This is a genomic window from uncultured Bradyrhizobium sp. (genome assembly GCF_947648125.1).
GTDB lineage: Bacteria > Pseudomonadota > Alphaproteobacteria > Rhizobiales > Xanthobacteraceae > Bradyrhizobium.
On the sequence record NZ_CANSMR010000010.1, the window covers coordinates 46,274 to 64,493 of the forward strand.

General features: G+C 65.0%; 16 protein-coding genes. 3 read left to right on the forward strand and 13 right to left on the reverse strand.

Translation table 11 applies throughout. The features are described 5' to 3' along the window. Positions 1–33: 33 nt before the first annotated feature. A complete protein-coding gene (fabV, locus tag Q0030_RS19115; protein WP_298370232.1) occupies positions 34–1,206 on the forward strand; it encodes an enoyl-ACP reductase FabV in 1,173 nt (390 codons plus the stop codon). A gap of 115 nt (positions 1,207–1,321) precedes the next feature. On the opposite strand, the gene Q0030_RS19120 is transcribed toward fabV, so the two are convergent. The 10 genes from Q0030_RS19120 to rimP form a co-directional block, all read right to left on the reverse strand. Next, on the reverse strand, positions 1,322–1,918 hold the full coding sequence (locus Q0030_RS19120; protein ID WP_298370234.1) for a glutathione S-transferase family protein: 597 nt from the start codon (positions 1,916–1,918) through the stop codon (positions 1,322–1,324). 137 nt (positions 1,919–2,055) lie between these two features. Continuing rightward, entirely contained in the window at positions 2,056–2,514 is a 459-nt protein-coding gene (locus Q0030_RS19125; protein ID WP_298370237.1) for a GNAT family N-acetyltransferase, read from the reverse strand. A 180-nt stretch (positions 2,515–2,694) separates the two neighbouring features. Then, positions 2,695–4,851 carry a polyribonucleotide nucleotidyltransferase gene (pnp, locus tag Q0030_RS19130; RefSeq protein WP_298370240.1) on the reverse strand — a complete coding sequence of 719 codons (2,157 nt, stop codon included), beginning with the start codon at positions 4,849–4,851 and terminating at the stop codon, positions 2,695–2,697. Positions 4,852–5,165: 314 nt separating this feature from the next. After that, complete coding sequence (rpsO, locus tag Q0030_RS19135; RefSeq protein ID WP_016844725.1) at positions 5,166–5,435, reverse strand: 30S ribosomal protein S15; 270 nt, start codon at positions 5,433–5,435, stop codon at positions 5,166–5,168. A gap of 2 nt (positions 5,436–5,437) precedes the next feature. Then, the gene (gene truB / locus Q0030_RS19140) at positions 5,438–6,547 is read right to left on the reverse strand and encodes a tRNA pseudouridine(55) synthase TruB (protein WP_298370244.1); all 1,110 of its coding nucleotides are present in this window, start codon (positions 6,545–6,547) and stop codon (positions 5,438–5,440) included. After that, positions 6,547–6,957 (reverse strand): 30S ribosome-binding factor RbfA, encoded by a 411-nt coding sequence (gene rbfA, locus Q0030_RS19145; RefSeq protein ID WP_092120693.1) that lies wholly within the window; start codon positions 6,955–6,957, stop codon positions 6,547–6,549. Before rbfA ends, truB begins: the two co-directional genes overlap by 1 nt. A 159-nt stretch (positions 6,958–7,116) precedes the next feature. Next, complete coding sequence (gene infB, locus Q0030_RS19150; RefSeq protein ID WP_298370248.1) at positions 7,117–9,816, reverse strand: translation initiation factor IF-2; 2,700 nt, start codon at positions 9,814–9,816, stop codon at positions 7,117–7,119. A 107-nt stretch (positions 9,817–9,923) separates the two neighbouring features. Beyond that, positions 9,924–10,610: an RNA-binding protein gene (locus Q0030_RS19155; protein WP_298370251.1), complete on the reverse strand. Its 687-nt coding sequence runs from the start codon at positions 10,608–10,610 to the stop codon at positions 9,924–9,926. 15 nt (positions 10,611–10,625) lie between these two features. Next, positions 10,626–12,239 (reverse strand): transcription termination factor NusA, encoded by a 1,614-nt coding sequence (gene nusA / locus Q0030_RS19160; protein ID WP_298370253.1) that lies wholly within the window; start codon positions 12,237–12,239, stop codon positions 10,626–10,628. A 3-nt stretch (positions 12,240–12,242) separates the two neighbouring features. After that, positions 12,243–13,019, reverse strand: a complete 777-nt coding sequence (gene rimP, locus Q0030_RS19165) for a ribosome maturation factor RimP (RefSeq protein ID WP_298370256.1) — start codon at positions 13,017–13,019, stop codon at positions 12,243–12,245. Between the two features lie 347 nt (positions 13,020–13,366). On the opposite strand from rimP, the gene Q0030_RS19170 reads away from it, so the two are divergent. Beyond that, positions 13,367–14,437, forward strand: coding sequence for a DUF2336 domain-containing protein (locus tag Q0030_RS19170; RefSeq protein WP_298370259.1), 1,071 nt, complete (start codon positions 13,367–13,369; stop codon positions 14,435–14,437). A 246-nt stretch (positions 14,438–14,683) separates the two neighbouring features. Beyond that, positions 14,684–15,523 carry a phytanoyl-CoA dioxygenase family protein gene (locus tag Q0030_RS19175; RefSeq protein WP_298370262.1) on the forward strand — a complete coding sequence of 280 codons (840 nt, stop codon included), beginning with the start codon at positions 14,684–14,686 and terminating at the stop codon, positions 15,521–15,523. A 98-nt stretch (positions 15,524–15,621) separates the two neighbouring features. Here the strand turns inward: Q0030_RS19175 and Q0030_RS19180 are convergent, their stop codons facing one another. The 3 genes from Q0030_RS19180 to Q0030_RS19190 form a co-directional block, all read right to left on the reverse strand. Beyond that, on the reverse strand, positions 15,622–16,359 hold the full coding sequence (locus tag Q0030_RS19180; RefSeq protein WP_298370265.1) for a tRNA (guanine(46)-N(7))-methyltransferase TrmB: 738 nt from the start codon (positions 16,357–16,359) through the stop codon (positions 15,622–15,624). Beyond that, positions 16,356–17,480: a M20 family metallopeptidase gene (locus Q0030_RS19185; protein WP_298370267.1), complete on the reverse strand. Its 1,125-nt coding sequence runs from the start codon at positions 17,478–17,480 to the stop codon at positions 16,356–16,358. Before Q0030_RS19185 ends, Q0030_RS19180 begins: the two co-directional genes overlap by 4 nt. A gap of 307 nt (positions 17,481–17,787) precedes the next feature. Then, positions 17,788–18,204 carry a helix-turn-helix transcriptional regulator gene (locus Q0030_RS19190; RefSeq protein WP_021082652.1) on the reverse strand — a complete coding sequence of 139 codons (417 nt, stop codon included), beginning with the start codon at positions 18,202–18,204 and terminating at the stop codon, positions 17,788–17,790. Positions 18,205–18,220 lie beyond the last annotated feature (16 nt).

The following is an 18,220-nucleotide window of genomic DNA, read 5'->3' on the forward strand; positions in this document are numbered from 1 at the left end:
GGGGATATTGCAACGATCCGGAATGGGGTGGGAATGATTATTGAACCGCGCGTGCGAGGCTTCATCTGCACGACGGCACATCCCGTCGGCTGCGCCACGAATGTCCGCGAGCAGATCGCTTACGTTCTCAAGCAGGGCCCGGTCACTGACTGCCCGAAGCGCGTCGCCGTGCTCGGCTGCTCGACGGGCTACGGCCTCGCGAGCCGCATCGTTGCGACCTTCGCCGGCGGCGCGGACACGATCGGCGTGTCGCTAGAGCGCGAGCCTTCGGAGAAAAGAAGCGCCAGCGCCGGCTGGTACAACAACCGCGCTTTCGAAATCGAGGCTGAGAAGATCGGACGCTCGCCGCTCACGCTGGAGGGCGATGCCTTCTCCGATGAGATGAAGAAGGACTTCATCGAGCGCGTGCGCGAAAAATTCGGGCAGCTCGACATGCTGGTCTACAGCATGGCGGCGCCGGTCCGCACCGATCCGGACACGGGCAAGACCTATCGCTCGGTCATCAAGCCACTCGGCGCGCCGGTCGAGATCAAGACGCTCGACACCGAGACGGGCGAGGTGTTCCAGACCACGCTCGAGCCGGCAAACGAGGAGCAAACCGCGGCCACGGTTGCGGTGATGGGTGGTGACGACTGGAAGCGTTGGATCGACCAGCTGGCTGACGCCGGCGTGCTGGCGCCGGGCTTCCGGACGCTCAACTACACCTATATCGGCAGCGAACTGACCTGGCCGATCTACTGGAACGGCACGCTCGGCCGCGCCAAGGTCGATCTCGACAGCAAGGCGGAAGCGATCCGGGGCCGGCTCGGTGCGGACGCCGCCCGCGTCGTCGCGCTGAAGGCCGTGGTCACCCAGGCGAGCTCGGCCATCCCGGTGGTGCCGCTCTACGGCACGGTGCTGTTCAAGGTGATGAAGCAGCTCGGGCTCCATGAGGGCTGCATCGAGCAGATCGACCGCCTGTTCCGCGCGAAGCTCGGCAAGGATGTCGCGCTCGACGATACGCAACGCATTCGCGTCGACGATTGGGAGCTGTCGCCCGACGTGCAGACGGAAGTGTCGCGGCGCTGGCCGTTGCTCACCACCGAGACGCTCGGCGAACTCGCCGACCTCCAGGAATACAAGAGCCAGTTCCTGCGCCTGTTCGGCTTCGGCATCGACGGCGTCGACTACACGCAGGACGTCGATCCGCGCGTCGTCCCGGGTTAGGCCAGCCTCATCCACTATTCCGTAGCCCGGATGAAGCGAAGCGAAATCCGGGGCCTTCCTCCGCCGAGGGACTCTCCCGGATTTCGCTTCGCTCCATCCGGGCTACATCGCTGCGCTATCCCGCTGCGATCTTCTCTGCGCGCTGGAATGCGGGCCGCGCCACGCAGCGGTCGATATAGGCCTCGAATGACGGCCGCGGCGGCACCATCTTGAACACGCGCACCGCAAAGTTCAGTCCCGCGCCGATCGCGATGTCCGCGGCGGAGAACTGATCGCCGAGGATCCACGGCCCCTTCTGCAGCTCGGCATCGAGCACGTCGAACACCTGCGCCGCGCTGCCCCATGCCGCGGTGCTGGTCGGCACCTCCAGCTTGGTGAAGAGCTGGATCAGCGCCGGCTCGATGCAGCTCGGCGAGAAGAACAGCCACTGCAGATAGCGTGCGCGCTTCGGATCGTTGGTGGCCGGCGCGAGCTTGGTCCCCGGATAGCGGTCGGCGATGTAGGCACAGATTGCGGCGGCCTCGGCGAGCCGGGCGTCGCCGTCGGTCAACGCCGGCACCTTGCCCATCGGGTTGATCTTGAGGAACTCGGGCGATTTTTGCGCGCCCGTGCTGATGTCGGTGAGCACCCGTTCGTAGGCCAGGCCGGATTCTTCCAGGAGCCAGATGGCGGAGAACGAGCGCGAGCGCGGCGACCAGTACAGTTTGATCATGGTGCTTCAGCCCTTCTGCGACGTGGACGAACGGGCCCGTTCATCGCGCGTCCAGCTCAAATTGGCAACGTATGACGGCCGGACGAGCGCTCCAACCTCATATCGATATGCTGGTCAACTCGATGATCTGCGGCAAATCAGCCGCGAGCTCTCTTCCACCGGTAATACTTCATCATCAACCCGTTCAGCGGGTTGATCTTCTCCTCTTCGTACAAGAAGCCCTCACGTTCATACCAGCGCCAGGCCTTTTCGTTTCCGCGCGCGCATTTCAGCCATATCTCGTCGGGAATCTGCTCGCGTGTGAAGGCAAGCAGGTGGCGCCCGATGCTCCTGCCCTGATAGTCGGGGGCGACGAAGAGCTGATCGAGGTAATGGTCGGAGATGCGCAGCGCCAACATGCCGGCGAGCGTACCGTTGTCGTCGGCGACGAACAGACTCCAGCCTTGCGCGATCTCGTGGCGCACGCGCTCGCGCAGATTGGAGAGCAGGGCGTCATTGGCCTCGGCGAGGCCGGTCGTGACCCAGCTCTCCATCCAGACCCGGGCGATCTCGTTATACTCGTCCGGCCGGGCGGTGCGGATCACCAGTGGCGTCATCGTCGATGTCTCGGACTGCGATGCGTCTCGCGTGGAATCGCGGCGTCTGTCGTGGCCCTCAGCTTACAGGATGATGACGCGGCCGGCGAGTTTCGTCATCCGGCTCATTCGCCGAGCGCGCCGCACCAAACAAAAAGGGCGGCCTTTCGGCCGCCCTTCGTGGTTTCATTCCAAACAGGCTTACTCGCCGGCAGCTTCGCGCGGGGCCGGTGCATCGGTCTTCTGCTTGGCCTCGAGGTCCTCGCCGGTCTCCTGGTCGACCGCCTTCATCGACAGGCGGGTCTTGCCGCGATCGTCGAAGCCGAGCAGCTTGACCTTGACCTTGTCGCCTTCCTTGACGACGTCGGAGGTCTTCTGCACGCGGCTGGCCGCGAGCTGGCTGATGTGGACGAGGCCGTCCTTGGCGCCGAAGAAGTTCACGAACGCGCCGAACTCCATCACCTTGACGACGGTGCCCTCGTAGATCTGGCCGACCTCCGGATCGGAGGCGATCGACTTGATCCACTTGATCGCAGCCTTCATCGCCTCGCCGTCGTTGGAGGCGACCTTCACGGTGCCGTCGTCCTCGATGTTGACCTTGGCGCCGGTCTTCTCGACGATCTCACGGATCACCTTGCCGCCGGTGCCGATCACTTCACGGATCTTGTCGGTGGCGATCTTGAAGGTCTCGATGCGCGGTGCGTATTCGCCGAGCTCGGCACGCGCCGCGGTCAGGGCCTTGGACATTTCACCCAGGATGTGGATGCGTCCTTCCTTGGCCTGGCCGAGCGCCACCTTCATGATCTCCTCGGTGATGCCCTCGATCTTGATGTCCATCTGGAGCGAGGTGATGCCCTGGTCGGTGCCGGCGACCTTGAAGTCCATGTCGCCGAGATGATCCTCGTCGCCGAGGATGTCCGACAGCACCGCGAAGCGCTGACCTTCGAGGATCAGGCCCATGGCGATACCGGCGGTCGGCCGCTTCAGCGGCACGCCGGCATCCATCAGCGACAGCGAGGCGCCGCAGACCGAGGCCATCGAGGACGAGCCGTTCGACTCGGTGATCTCGGAGACCACGCGGATCGTGTACGGGAACTCGTGGTGCGGCGGCAGCACCGGGTGGATCGCGCGCCAGGCGAGCTTGCCGTGGCCGATCTCGCGGCGCTTGGTGCCGCCGAGGCGGCCGGTTTCACCGACCGAGTAGGGCGGGAAGTTGTAGTGCAGCAGGAACGTTTCCTTGTACGTCCCCGACAGTGCGTCGATGTACTGCTCGTCCTCGCCGGTGCCGAGCGTGGTCACCACCATCGCCTGGGTCTCACCGCGGGTGAACAGCGCCGAGCCGTGGGCGCGCGGCAGCACGCCGGCTTCGGCGATGATGTTGCGCACGGTCTTGGCGTCGCGGCCGTCGATGCGCTTGCCGGTGTCGAGGATGTTCCAGCGAACGATCTTGGCTTCCAGTTCCTTGAACACGCCGGCGACGCGGAGCTTGTCGTATTTCGGCTCCTGGCCTTCCGGGAAGAAGTGCGCCAGCACCTTCTCCTTGACGGCGCCGACCGCGGCATAGCGTTCCTGCTTGACCGGGATCGCGTAGGCCTTGCGGAGATCCTGCTCGGCAATGCCAAGCATTTCCTTCTCGATCTCCGAATTGTCGATCGTGGTGACTTCGCGTGGCTCCTTGGCGGCCTTCTCGGCGAGCTCGATGATCGCGTTGATGACCGGCTGGAAGTGGCGGTGGCCGAACATGACCGCGCCGAGCATCACGTCTTCGTTGAGCTCCTTGGCTTCCGATTCGACCATCAGCACGGCGTCGGCGGTGCCGGCGACGACGAGGTCGAGCTGGGTCTCGGTCATCTCGTCCAGCGTCGGGTTGAGGATGAACTCGTCATTGGCGAAGCCGACGCGCGCGGCGCCGATCGGGCCTTTGAACGGCGCGCCCGACAGCGTCAGGGCGGCGGAGGCGGCGACCAGCGACACGATGTCCGGATCGTTCTCCATGTCGTGCGACAGGACGGTGACGATCACCTGGGTCTCGTTACGCCAGCCGTCGACGAACAGCGGGCGGATCGGGCGGTCGATCAGGCGGGAGACCAGCGTCTCCTTCTCGGTCGGACGGCCCTCGCGCTTGAAATAGCCGCCGGGAATGCGGCCCGCGGCGTAGGTCTTCTCCTGGTAGTCGACGGTGAGCGGCAGGAAGTCGACGCCTTCGCGCGGCGCCTTCGCCGCGACGACGGTGGCGAGCACCACGGTCTCGCCGTAGGTGGCCATCACGGCGCCGTCGGCCTGGCGGGCGATCTTGCCGGTTTCAAGTTTGAGGGGACGTCCACCCCAGTCGATCTCGACGGAATGCGAATTGAACATTTCGGTTTTCTTTCATGGTTTCACGAAAGCACGGCGCCCTGAAACACAAAGACCATGCCAAGACGGCGAGACACTGATGCGCTGCTGCGGTCAGCATCCGGCGATCCTGCCATGGTCCCTGGATTTCGGATGGCGTCCATCCTTTCGGTCATCTGGGCATCTTGCCCGGTCCAGCGGCCGGATTGCTGCTGGACGCTAGTGCATGGCGCGATGGCCATGCTGTTGCGCATGATCATCTTTCGACAATTCGAAAGTCCGAGTTTACGGACGACCATACGAAAACGCGCGCGAACCTCGCGCGCGTGCTTCTCAAATCAACGACGGATGTTGTGCTTCTCGAGCAGCGCCTTGTAGCGCGCCTCGTCCTTGCGCTTGATGTAGTCAAGCAGGGAGCGACGCGTCGACACGAGCTTCAGGAGGCCGCGGCGTGAATGGTTGTCCTTCACATGGCTCTTGAAGTGCTCGGTGAGGTTATTGATGCGTTCCGACAGGATCGCGACCTGAACCTCGGGCGAGCCGGTGTCGCCGGCTTTGTTGGCATTCGTCTTGATGACTTCCGCTTTGCGTTCGGCGGTAATCGACATCGTCAGTTACTTTCATTGTTGCGAGCCGGACTGGCAGTCAGTCCGTTCAGGTTGAACACGCGCTTGGGGATGAGTTCGCCATTGCCAATCTCGGCAAGCGCGAGAAGCCGGCCTGCCACCGTGACATAGACTGTGCCGCTGGTATTGGGCGCATCCCGTCCGCGCAACAAAACGGCCTGGCCCCTGTGGAGCCTTGCCGCATCAGCCCGTGTGACGGCCAGTGCCGGGATGTCGTCCAGCGCGGTCTCAACGGGCAAAAGCGCGTCGGCGAGGCTGCCCTCGCCAGACGCGGCTCTATTGCATAAAGCCTCCAACTGTTCCAGCGGAATCATGTCCCGCTCGGTAAACGGACCGACCAGGGTCCGCCGCAGGGCGCAGATATGGCCGAAACAGCCCAGAATCCGGCCCATATCGCGGGCTAGAGCCCGGACATAGGTTCCCTTGCCGCACTCGGCCTCGAACACGGATTGTCCGTTATCTCCGTGTTCGACAAGGGTTAATTCGTGAATCTCGACCGGGCGGGGCTTCAGTTCCACGGTCTCGCCGTCGCGTGCCAGATCATAGGCCCGCTCACCCTGCACCTTGATGGCCGAATATTGCGGCGGGATCTGCTCGATCACCCCGGTGAAGCGCGGCAGCAGCTGGCGGATCGAATCGGCGGTCGGCCGGCTCTCGCTGGTCCTGACCGGCCGTCCTTCGGTGTCGTCGGTGTCGCGTTCCTCGCCCCAGCTGACCGTGAAGCGGTAGCGCTTGCGGCCGTCCATCACGAACGGCACCGTCTTGGTGGCTTCGCCCAGCGCGATCGGCAGGCCGCCGGAGGCGAGCGGATCGAGCGTGCCGGCATGGCCGGCACGCTTGGCCTGGAACAGGCGCTTGAGCACGGCGACGGCCTGCGTCGAGGTCATCCCGATCGGCTTGTCGAGCACCACCCAGCCGTGGACGTCGCGCTTGTCGCGGCGCGGCTGCTGGTTCTGCTTGCCGTGCTTCTGGCGCGGGTCGTTGTTGGTGCGGCGCGCATCGTCGGTGCGCGGCCCGGCAAAGGCATCCCGCTCAGCGTCGCGCGCGTCGGCATCCTTCGCGTCGATCACGCTGTTGGTGGTCATCACAGTCATCACTCGTCGTCCGAATCGGGTGCAAGGTCTCGCTGCACCGCAGGTGTCCGCAGTAGTTTCTCGATGCGCTCCGCCTCGTCGAACCGCTCATCGACGCGGAAGCGAATGTCGGGTGCAAATTTCAGGTTGACGCGATGCGCGATCTCGCCGCGAAGGAACTTCTTGTTGCGCTCGAGTGCAGCGATCACCGCGTCGGTGTCGCGACCGCCGAGCGGCATCACGTAGACCGTGGCGAGCTTCAGGTCAGGCGACATGCGCACCTCGGGAACGGTGATGATGTGGCCTTCCAGATCGGGATCGTGAACCTCACCCTGCGACAGAATCTCGGCAACTGCATGGCGAACTGTTTCGCCGACGCGCAGCTGACGTTGCGATCCGCCGGGGCTGGAACTCTTCTTTTGACGGGGCATGACCTTCTTCCAAAACCGTCGCGCCCGCAGGCCGTGGCCGCGGGCATCAATGTCCTAGCTTTGCTTTCAATCAGACGATGCGCTGGTGGCCGGACTAAAGTCCGGCCACGTCGTCGCATTTTCAGTTAAATGGACCCAGACGCTCAGTAAGATTTGGACTTACAGAGAGCGCTGGATCGTCTCGATGCGGTAACATTCGATCACGTCGCCGACACGCATGTCGCCGTAATTCTCGAATGCCATGCCACACTCCTGGCCGGCGACCACTTCCTTCACTTCATCCTTGAAGCGCTTCAGCGTCGACAGCTTGCCTTCGTGCACCACGACGTTGTCGCGGATCAGGCGAACATTGGCGCCGCGTTCCACGGTGCCGTCGGTGACGCGGCAACCCGCGACCTTGCCGACCTTGGAAATGTTGAACACTTCCAGGATCTGCGCGTTGCCCAGCATGGTTTCGCGCAGCGTGGGCGCGAGCAGGCCGGACATCGCCTTTTTGATGTCATCCACGAGGTCGTAGATGATGTTGTAGTAGCGGATCTCGATGCCGTTGCGCTTGGCTGCGGCCGCCGCTTCCTTGTTGGCGCGGACCGAGAAGCCGATGATCGCGGCGTTGAAGCCTTCCGCCAGCGTGACGTCGGACTCCGAGATGCCGCCGACGCCGGCGTGCAGGATGCGGGCGGCGACTTCGTCGGTGCCGAGCTTCTCGAGCGAGCCCAGGATCGCTTCCAGCGAGCCCTGCACGTCGGCCTTGACGATCAGCGGGAACTCCTTGCGGCCCGCGGTCTTGAGCTGCGACATCATCTGTTCGAGCGAGCCGCGCATGCCGGAGATCGAGGCAGCCGCGTTCTCGCGCTTCTGGTGCGCGCGGTAGCTCGTGACCTGGCGGGCGCGGGCTTCGTTCTCGACGACGGCGAGACGGTCGCCGGCTTCCGGCGGACCGTTGAAGCCGAGCACCTCGACCGGCACGGACGGGCCGGCCTCGTCGAGATTCTCGCCCTGGTCGGAGATCAAGGCGCGGACGCGGCCCATTTCGGCGCCGGCTACGATGATGTCGCCGATCCGCAGCGTGCCGCGCTGCACCAGCACGGTCGCGACCGGACCGCGGCCGCGATCGAGCTTGGCTTCGATCACGGTGCCTTCGGCCGGACGCTGCGAATTGGTCTTCAGGTCGAGGATTTCGGCCTGCAGCGCGATCATCTCGAGCAGCCGGTCGAGATTGGTCTTGTTCTTGGCCGAGACCTCGACGTCGACGACGTCGCCGCCGAGCGATTCGACCTGCACCTCGTACTGCAGCAATTCGGTGCGCACGCGCTCCGGCCGTGCATCGGGCTTGTCGATCTTGTTGATCGCCACGATCATCGGCACCTTGGCCGCCTTGGCGTGGTTGATCGCCTCGATCGTCTGCGGCATCACGCCGTCATCGGCCGCGACCACCAGCACGACGATGTCGGTGACCTTGGCGCCGCGGGCGCGCATCGCGGTGAACGCGGCGTGGCCGGGCGTGTCGATGAAGGTGATCTTCTTGCCGCTTTCCGGCGAAGACACCTGATAGGCGCCGATGTGCTGGGTGATACCGCCGGCTTCGCCCGACACCACGTTGGCGTGGCGCAGCGCGTCGAGCAGCGAGGTCTTGCCGTGGTCGACGTGGCCCATGACCGTGACCACGGGCGAACGCGGCTCGGTGTCGGTGGAATCGTCGACAACGTCGAACAGGCCTTCCTCAACGTCGGACGCGGCGACGCGCTTGACGCTGTGGCCGAGTTCTTCGGCGATCAGTTGTGCGGTGTCGGCGTCGATCACGTCGGTGATCTTGTGCATCGCGCCCTGCTTCATCAGCATGCGGATGACATCGACCGCGCGCTCCGACATGCGGTTCGCGAGTTCCTGGATCGTGATCGCTTCCGGAATGATGACTTCGCGGACCAGCTTTTCCTTCTGCTCGTTCGACGCATGTCCCTTCAGGCGCTGGGTGCGGCGGCGGAACGAGGCGATCGAACGCTCGCGCACTTCGTCGACGTTGAGCGCGGTGGTCACGGTCAGGCGGCCGCGCTGCTTCTGCGCGCCGGGCTTGTGGGTGGTCTTCGGCGCGGCGGCGGGACGAACGATGCCGCCGGGGCGGCGCACCAGACGCGGACCTTCGTCTTCGTCAGCTTCGGCGGCAACGGCCGGCGGCTTCGTCGGCACAGCGGCCGTCGTGCGCGCGGTTGTCGTGGTCGTCGGGCGGCCTGCGGGCGCGCGGGCGGCCGGAGCAGATGCGGGCGCGGCTGTGGCAGGCTTGGCCGGTGCAGCGGCAGGCGCCGCGCCGGGCTTGGCTTCGCCCTCGCCGAAGCGGCGCTTGGCTTCGACCTCGGCCTTGCGCTTGGCCTCTTCCTCGTGGCGGTGACGCTCCTCTTCAGCCTTGCGGCGGGCCTCGGCGGCCTCACGCTCGACCTTCTCGGCAGCCTCGCGGGTGGCGCGGCGCTTGGCTTCCTCTTCGGCCTGGCGGCGCTCCTCGATGTCGCGCTGACGGGCGTCGGCGAGCGCGCTGGCACGCGCGGAACGCTCGTCTTCGGTCAAGGTCGGCAGCACCACGCCGGAGCGGGTGTTGCGTTGCTGGCCGGGCGGCGGGCCCGAGGGGCGGCCCTGCGGCGGCCTGGGGGCGGGCGCCACCGGCTTTGCAACCACGGGTTCCGGCGCATGCGCCTCGCCGGGACCATCGCCACCGACGCGACGCTTGCCGCGCTTCTCGACCACGACCTGCTTGGTCCGGCCGTGGCTGAAGCTCTGGCGCACGGTGCCCGTCTCGACGCGCGGCTTCAGCGACAACGTCTTGCTCGGGACACTCAGAGTCTTGTCGCCAGGGGTCTTGGTATCAACCATTCAGCAGTCCTAATCTCGTTTCGCTGTGCGTATGCCGCACAAATCCTTCAACTGTCGTCGTTTGCTGAGCATGATCCGGTCGGAAAGACGGCATCCGCCTTCCTGGATCAGGCTCTGGAATTTCTGGCCGCTTCGGCGGTCTTGTCGTCGTCGGCCATCCGGTATCGGACCAGCAACTGGCAGCGCGACAGGAACGTCTTGCTCGCCGGGCCCGCGAGCAGCGCAGCATGTATCACATTTGACCGCCCAAGTGCCAAATCCAATTCTTCCGACGTCAAAACATTGACGACGGCGATTACTGGCGATTCACCACGTTTTTCGCCCCTTTGCCTGACGATCGCGTCCAATTTGCGGATTCCGTCCGCTGCGCCGTCCGAAGCGTGGATCAGGGCTGCAGTTTCGTTCCGGTTGAGTGCGTCCTCGACCTTGCCGAAGCCTGCAACCACCTGACCGGCCTTGGCAGCCATCGCCAGGGCCTCGGTGACGCTGCGGATCAGGAGGGTGTCGGTGTCGGCGGGAAGGGTCGGCGCGACGCGGACATCGCGCTTGAATCCCTTGCTAAATTGGTGACGACGGACTGCTTCCGCAACGCTGCGCCGCGATGCGGAAACCCACATTCCGCGGCCCGGCAGCTTGCGCTTGAGATCCGGGATCACCTCGCCGGTGGGCGCGACGACGAACCGGATCAGCTCGTCGATCGGATGCACCTCGCGGCTGACCGCGCACATCCGCGTGGTCGCGGACTTCTGCGTCCGCGGCCCATCGTCGAGATCGGGGTCAGCCTGAGCGAGCATCCGTGGGGCATCTCCTTACGACGCCGTTTCTGCTTCGGCGGCCTCGGCCTCCTCAGCAGGCTTGGCAAGATCGGCCTCGGTGATCCAGCCGGCCTTCAGACGGGCCTGCATGATCATGGCCTCGGCCTCGTCGCGCGAGACCTCGATGCCATCGAGGAACCCGGCATGCTTGGTCGGCTCGCCGCCTTCCTTGCGCTCGGTCCAGCCGACCAGATCGTCGGTGGCGCAGCCGGCCAGATCCTCGACGGTCTTGACGTCGTTCTCACCGAGCTTCACCAGCATCTTGCCGGTGATGCCGGGCACGTCCTTCATGGCGTCCTCGACGCCGAGTTCCTTGCGCTTGGCCTCGAGTTCAGCCTCGAGCTGCTCCAGATATTCGCGGGCGCGGGTCTGCAGCTCGGTGGCGGTCTCCTCGTCGAAACCTTCGATACCGGCGAGTTCCTTGACATCGACCAGTGCGAGTTCCTCGACCGAGGTGAAGCCCTCGGAGGCGAGCAGCTGGCCGACCACCTCGTCGACATTGAGCGCTTCCATGAAAACGCGGGTCGAATTCTCGAAGTCGGCCTGGCGGCGCTCCGATTCTTCCTGCTCGGTCAGGATGTCGATGTCCCAGCCGGTCAGCTGCGAGGCGAGGCGGACGTTCTGGCCGCGGCGGCCGATCGCCAGCGACAGCTGGTTGTTGGTGTCGGGAACCACGACCTCGATGCGCTCGCGGTCTTCGTCGATCACGACCTTGGCGACTTCAGCCGGCGCCAGCGCGTTGACCACGAAGGTCGCGATGTCGGGCGACCACGGAATGATGTCGATCTTCTCACCCTGCAGCTCGTTCACCACCGCCTGCACGCGCGAGCCGCGCATGCCGACGCAGGCGCCGACCGGGTCGACCGAGGAATCGCGCGAGATCACGCCGATCTTGGCGCGCGAGCCGGGATCGCGGGCGACCGCCTTGATCTCGACGATGCCGTCGTAGATCTCGGGCACTTCCTGCGCGAACAGCTTCGCCATGAACTGCGGATGGGTGCGCGACAGGAAGATCTGCGGACCGCGGGTCTCGCGGCGGACGTCGAAGATATAGGCGCGGACGCGGTCGCCGTTGCGGAACACTTCGCGTGGCAGCATCTCGTCGCGGCGCACGATCGCTTCGCCACGGCCGAGGTCGACGATCACGCTGCCGTATTCGACGCGCTTGACGATGCCGTTGACGATGTCGCCGATGCGGTCCTTGAATTCCTGGTACTGCCGGTCGCGCTCGGCCTCGCGCACCTTCTGCACGATCACCTGCTTGGCGGACTGCGCGGCGATGCGGCCATATTCCAGCGGCGGCAGCGTGTCGGCGATGGTGTCGCCGACCTGGGCGCCCGGATTGGCGCGCTGCGCATCGAGCAGCGAAATCTGGTTCGACGAGTTCTCGACGACATCGACCACCAGCATGTGGCGGGTCAGCCGCAGCTCGCCCTTCTTGGCGTCGATCTCGGCATGGACGTCGGTCTCGCTGCCGTAGCGGGCGCGCGCCGCCTTGGCGATGGCGTCTTCCATCGCCGCGATCACGATGGAGCGGTCGATCGACTTTTCGCGCGCAACTGCGTCTGCGATCTGCAGCAGTTCGAGTTTGTTGGCGCTGACTGCCATGGCTTAGTCTCCTTCGAATGGATCGATCTCGCCACGGCGCGCGCGTTCGGCGGCCAGGCGGTGCTTTTTGGTGTTGGTCGGCGCCGGCTTGGTGCCGGGCTTGTGAGCAGGCTTGGGTTTCGGCTTCTGGCTCTTGGCGGGATCGCTCTTTCTGGCGTGGGCCGGCTGCGGCGGCGCGAGGCCGAGCTCGCGGCGCAGCTCGCGCTCGGCGGCCTTGCCGCGGCGCATCGATTCCTCGATCAGCTCGTCGGTCAGCACCAGCCGTGCGTCCGAAATGTCCTCCATCACCAGGAGAACCTCGGCGTCCTCGGTGGGACGCGGATCGTCGCGCTTGATGCGCACCGCATTGCCTTCGACGCCCGCGAGCAGGCCGCGGAACCGCTTGCGGCCCTGATGCGCCACCGCCATCTCGATCTTCACGAGATGTCCGGTGTAGCGCTCGAAGTCGGAGCGGCGCACCAGCGGCCGGTCGATCCCGGGCGAGGAGATTTCCAGCCGGTAGGCGCGCTCGATCGGGTCGGCGACATCGAGCACCGGCGACAGCGCGCGCGAGATCGCCTCGCAATCCTCGAGCTGCATCGAGCCGTCGGGGCGCTCCGCCATGATCTGCACGGTGCAGCCGGCGTCGCCCGAGACCTTGATGCGCACCAGGCGATAGCCCATGCCCTGCAGCACCGGGACTGCAACCGCGGCGACGCGCGCCGCGACCCCGGGCTCGACGACGAGCCGCGGCTCGGCGAGCAGTTCGGTGTCCACGGACGTGGCGGTCGGATCGGTCATATCGAGTGTCAAAGGCTGTCTAAGGTCTAAGGGTTGTCTGAGGTCTGCTGTGTTGTTCAGGTGGCCTTAAGGGGCCGCTAACGCTACCTAAACTGGACCCGGCCTCGCTGGGTCCCGTCAGGTAATAAAAAAGAGCGGGTCCCGAGGGGCCCACTCTCCTACGCGATCGTATGAGATACCATAAGTTGCGGTGGATATAGCCCTTTTGCCCAGGTCCGGCAAGGCCTCCCGGCCCGGCGGAGGGCGATTTTGCGGGCTCCGGGGTGCAGGTTTGACCTAACCCTCCGTTTACGAACGGGGCCATAGATTGCCGAAAATCGGCAGAAGTCGCCGGTTGGACAAGGCTCATGACGACAGCCCCTGCGCTGATCCCGGAACTCGATGACATCGTTCGCCGCGGCGACCCCAAGCGCCGCGCCGAAGCCGCGCGGCGGCTCGGCGAGCTGTTCCTGCAGGGTGCCGCGAGCTTTCGCCCTGACCATATCGACCTGTTCGACGGGGTGCTGACCAGTCTGGTCCCGCATGCCGAGCTTGCTGCACGGATCGATCTCGCCGAACGGCTTGCGCCGCTCGCCAACGCGCCGCGGCATCTGGTCGGGCAACTCGCCCGCGAGGACGAGGTCGCGATCGCGGGACCCGTGCTGCGCCAGTCGCCGGTGATCGACGAAAAGGTGCTGGTCGAGATCGCCAATGCCAAGGGCCAGGGCCATCTGCTGGCGATGGCCGAGCGGTCCAAGCTCTCGACCGCGCTGACCGATGTCATCGTCCGTCGCGGCGATCGTGATGTCATCCGATCCGCGGCCGGCAATGCCGGCGCGGCGTTCTCGGACGCGTCTTTCACGACGCTGGTGCGGCGCGCCGGTCAGGATGGCGTGCTGACGCTGCGGATCGGCCGCCGTGACGATCTTCCGCCCGTGCATCTGAAGAGCCTGCTGGCCGGTTCGATCGACGTGATCCGCCGCCGGTTGCAGGTCGTCGCCAAGCCGGAACGGCAGGCCGAGATCAAGTTGGCACTGAACGAGATCGAAGGCGTCGTCGCGCAGGTCGAGGGTCGCGACTTCGCAGCCGCGCAGCGCGCGATCCTGGCGCTGCAACGCGCCGGCGAATTGAACGAGGCCGCGGTGGCAGGCTTCGCCAAGGCCTTCAAATACGAGGAATGCGTGGCGGCGCTCGCGGCGATGACCGGCGTGAAGATCGTGACGCTCGATCGCCTGATCGCCGGCGATCGCTACGATCCGATCCTGATCGCCAGCAAGACGATCGGCTTCGAATGGCCTACCGTGCGCGTCCTGATCCTGATGCGGCTCGGGCCGAACCGCGTGCCGTCGCCGGCCGATATCGAAGGTGCGCGCGTGAATTTCGTGCGCCTGATGCCGTCGACCGCGCAGCGCGTCGTGGATTTCTGGAAGTCGCGCTAGGCACACCGACAAGCTCTCGATTCCGTCATCCCCGCGCAAAGGCTTCGCCTTTGTCGCTGGAGGAGCGCCACAGGCGCGTCTCGAAGGATGCACGGCCACGCTGTTGCAGCCGGGCCGTCGTGCTTCGAGACGGCCGCTTTGCGGCCTCCTCAGCATGACGGATCATAATGCATGCTTCCCAAACCCAGAATCGTGCCGCTATGCTCACATGCAAGGCGCGACACAGCGCCAAACGGGGAGATCGCCATGCTGACGGACGCCGATATCCAATCGCACGCCGAGCGGATCCGCGACGACGGATACACCGTGATCGAGCGCGCCGCCTCGCCGGACCTGGTCGAGGGATTGAAGGATGCGGTGCAAAGAATCGAGAGCGAGCACAATCTCGCACCTGCCAGGACATCGTTCGAGGGTTTCAAGACGCTGCGCATCAACAACCTCCTGACCTATGACGATCTGTTCTGGGAGGTGCCGCTGCATGAGAACGTGCTGCCGGTGGTCGAGCGCGTGCTGGACAGGGAATGCCTGCTGTCGTCGTTCTGCTCGCTGGTGCTCGGCCCCGGCCAGGAGGCGCAGCCGATCCATGAAGACACCCAGTTGATCCCGCTGCCGCGGCCGCACATCCCGATCACGATCAATGCGATCTGGGCGCTGTCCGATTTCCGCGACGACAACGGCGCGACGCGGATCATTCCGCGCAGCCACACATTCGATTCGTCGCCGGAATACGGCAAGGATTACGACGCCGTCACCGCGACCATGCCGGCCGGCAGCGTGATGCTGTTCGACAGCGCGCTGTGGCATGGCGGCGGCGCCAACACCAGCGACGCCAGGCGCTTTGCGTTTTCATGCGCCTATTGCTGGGGCTGGATGCGGCAGCAGGAGAATCTGCAGCTCGGCATTCCCCGCGAGACCGCGGTCCGCTTTCCGCGCCGCCTGCAGGAATTGTGCGGCTACAGCGTCTACAAGGGCCAGTTCGGCCACATCGACAATCACGATCCGATCGAGCTGCTCGGTCGCGAACGCGGCAAGCGCATGGTCTGGGAAGCGACCGACGTCAGGAAGGCGCGGATGGCCAATCAGTAGCCACGTCATGCCCGGGCTCGTCCCGGGCATCCACGTCTTTAACGTCGCGTAGAAAGAAAGACGTGGATGGCCGGGTCAAGCCCGGCCATGACAAGATGTTAGAGTCTTCGAAATCGCAAATACGCCGCCTTGCGCCCTTCGCGCTCGGCCTTGGCGCCGTAGCGCGTCATGGTGTAGTCCGGCCACGGCTGCTGCCAATCGATCGCGCGCTCGGCGAGCCAGGCGAAGTCGGGCGAGCGCATCAGATGCGCGAGCGTCCAGGCGCAGTAATCGTCGATGTCGCTGACGAAGCGGAATTCGCCGCCCGGCGGCAGCAGCCGGGTCATCGCCGCGACCGTTGCATCCTGCACGAAGCGCCGCTTCCAGTGCCGCCGCTTCGGCCAGGGATCGGGATGAATCAGGTCGATGCGCGCCAGCGAGCGCGCTGGCGCCCAGGCCAGCAGCTCGGCGGCGTCGCCGGCGAACAGGCGGATGTTGCCGATATTCAACGCCTCGATCTGGGTCAGGATCTTGGCCATCCCGTTGACATAGGGCTCGCAGCCGATGAAGCCGGTCGCCGGAAATGCCTGCGCTTCCGCGATCAAATGCTCGCCGCCGCCGAAGCCGATCTCGAGCCTGACATTCGCGATGCCGTCATCGAACAGTTCGGTCAGCGCCTCGGGCGCGGGCGCCGCGATGTCGAGCGAAAGATGCGGCAGCAGATTGTCGATCAGGTCGGCCTGGTGCGCACGCAGTCTGTGGCCCTTGCGTCGCCCGAAGAACGAGCCGCGCGAATGGGCCACCGCGCCATCGTCGGAAGAATCGCGATCGTCGCTGTCGTTCGGAGCCGGGGTCATCGCAGCGTCTGATAGAGACGGTAGAGCAGCCGCGCGCGCGGCTCGATCGACGAGATGTAGAGCTGCTCGTAATGGGTATGCGCGCCCTTGCCATCGACGCCGAGGCCATCGAGCGTTGCGGTATGCGGTGCGGTGAAATTGCCGTCGGAGCCGCCGCCGGTGAACACATCAATCAGCTCGAAGCCGAGTTCGCCTGCAAGCTCCCTGGCGTGTTCGTAGAGTGCGGCGCCGGCATTGCTCTTCTCATAGGGCGGACGGTTCAATTCGCCGGTCACCTTCACGGTGACGCCGTCGGTGCGCGAGGTGATTCCGAGGATCTTCGGCACCAGCTCGTCGGCGTCGGCCATGGTCGGCACGCGCATGTCGACTTCGGCATAGGCCTCTTCGGCGATCACGTTCGGCTTGGTGCCGCCGCGCACCACGCCGACATTGACGGTGACGCCGCGCTTGAGATCGTTCATCGCCTCGAGCGCCAGGATCACATGGCCGAGTTCCCGGATCGCGCTGCGCCCGTCCTCGGGGCGCGTGCCGGCATGTGCCGGCGCGCCCTTGATGTGCACGTCGAAGCGCGCGACGCCCTTGCGCCCGGTGACGATCTTGCCGCCGTCGCGCGCCGGCTCGGTCACCAATACGTATTTGGCCTTGCGGCCTTCGGCCTCGATCAGCGCCCGCGAGGTCGGGCTGCCGATCTCCTCGTCCGATACGTAGAGCTGGGTGACGCCGAGCGGCGGGCGCACGTCGTCGGCGCAGATCTGCCGGAATGCGTGATAGGCGAGATAGGCGCCGCCCTTCATGTCGTAGATGCCCGGGCCGAATGCGCTGTCGCCTTCGATCTTGAATGGTAACCGTTCGATGAATCCCATCGGATGAACTGTGTCGAGATGGCTCAACACCAGAATGCCCGGCGCGTCCTGCCCCCAGGACGAGCGCGTCACCAGGTGATCGCCACAGCCGTCGCGTCCCGCAACGCGGTCGACGGTGGCCGGCAGGTCGCGATATTCAGACGCGACGAGATCAGCCAGCTTGTTGACCTGATCCGGCCGCTCCGTCGGAGATTCGATTTCGACCCAACGGCGAATGCCATCGAGGATAGCAGCGGTTTCGAACGGATTGCTGGACATGCTGTTGTCGTCGCCTGTGAATTCGCTTTGTCATTCAGCGCACGCTAGAGCCGTTTCCGTTCCGATGAATCGGAACGGGGCTCTAGATTCTTGTTTTGACGCGTTTTCTTCACGCGAACCGGTGTCCACTTCGCTCGAAAACGCTTTAGGGCATGATCTGGAAAAGTGTGACGCGGTTTTCCGGAAAGATCACGCTCTATCAAGGAGCTAAAGCGCGACGACGGTTCGATCGGAACTCGTCACGCCTTAACGCATGCCGGAATGACATATTCCAGATTTGACGATCTCTCAAACGGATATGGTCGGATCAGACCTGTTCGGCCGCCTCACGCGCCGCGATCTGCTCGACCAGTTCGACGATGCTGCGGCGGAGCTTGGCGTCCGCGATCCGCGTAAACGCACGGGTCAGGGCCAGGCCTTCGGCGGTTGCCAGAAAATCGGACACATAGGCCGGCGAGGAGCCCTCACTGAAGCCGTCAGCGGTCTTGACGCCGCTCGGGCCGCCATCGAACAGGAAAGAGACCGGCACCTGCAGGATTTCGGAGATCTGCTGCAGCCGGCTGGCGCCGACGCGGTTGGTGCCCTTCTCGTATTTCTGCACCTGCTGGAACGTCAGGCCTAACGCCTCGCCCAGTTTTTCCTGGCTCATGCCGAGCATGATGCGTCGCATACGGACGCGGCTGCCGACATATTTGTCAACAGGATTGGGCGCTTTGGTGGACATCTCCAACTCTCCTAAG

What these genes read in the sequence shown, in the direction of transcription:
- fabV (WP_298370232.1), top strand. Translation starts at nt 34, where the DNA reads ATGATTATTGAACCGCGCGTGCGAGGCTTCATCTGCACGACGGCACAT.
- Q0030_RS19120 (WP_298370234.1), bottom strand. Translation starts at nt 1,918, where the DNA reads ATGATCAAACTGTACTGGTCGCCGCGCTCGCGCTCGTTCTCCGCCATC.
- Q0030_RS19125 (WP_298370237.1), bottom strand. Translation starts at nt 2,514, where the DNA reads ATGACGCCACTGGTGATCCGCACCGCCCGGCCGGACGAGTATAACGAG.
- pnp (WP_298370240.1), bottom strand. Translation starts at nt 4,851, where the DNA reads ATGTTCAATTCGCATTCCGTCGAGATCGACTGGGGTGGACGTCCCCTC.
- rpsO (WP_016844725.1), bottom strand. Translation starts at nt 5,435, where the DNA reads ATGTCGATTACCGCCGAACGCAAAGCGGAAGTCATCAAGACGAATGCC.
- truB (WP_298370244.1), bottom strand. Translation starts at nt 6,547, where the DNA reads ATGACTGTGATGACCACCAACAGCGTGATCGACGCGAAGGATGCCGAC.
- rbfA (WP_092120693.1), bottom strand. Translation starts at nt 6,957, where the DNA reads ATGCCCCGTCAAAAGAAGAGTTCCAGCCCCGGCGGATCGCAACGTCAG.
- infB (WP_298370248.1), bottom strand. Translation starts at nt 9,816, where the DNA reads ATGGTTGATACCAAGACCCCTGGCGACAAGACTCTGAGTGTCCCGAGC.
- Q0030_RS19155 (WP_298370251.1), bottom strand. Translation starts at nt 10,610, where the DNA reads ATGCTCGCTCAGGCTGACCCCGATCTCGACGATGGGCCGCGGACGCAG.
- nusA (WP_298370253.1), bottom strand. Translation starts at nt 12,239, where the DNA reads ATGGCAGTCAGCGCCAACAAACTCGAACTGCTGCAGATCGCAGACGCA.
- rimP (WP_298370256.1), bottom strand. Translation starts at nt 13,019, where the DNA reads ATGACCGATCCGACCGCCACGTCCGTGGACACCGAACTGCTCGCCGAG.
- Q0030_RS19170 (WP_298370259.1), top strand. Translation starts at nt 13,367, where the DNA reads ATGACGACAGCCCCTGCGCTGATCCCGGAACTCGATGACATCGTTCGC.
- Q0030_RS19175 (WP_298370262.1), top strand. Translation starts at nt 14,684, where the DNA reads ATGCTGACGGACGCCGATATCCAATCGCACGCCGAGCGGATCCGCGAC.
- Q0030_RS19180 (WP_298370265.1), bottom strand. Translation starts at nt 16,359, where the DNA reads ATGACCCCGGCTCCGAACGACAGCGACGATCGCGATTCTTCCGACGAT.
- Q0030_RS19185 (WP_298370267.1), bottom strand. Translation starts at nt 17,480, where the DNA reads ATGTCCAGCAATCCGTTCGAAACCGCTGCTATCCTCGATGGCATTCGC.
- Q0030_RS19190 (WP_021082652.1), bottom strand. Translation starts at nt 18,204, where the DNA reads ATGTCCACCAAAGCGCCCAATCCTGTTGACAAATATGTCGGCAGCCGC.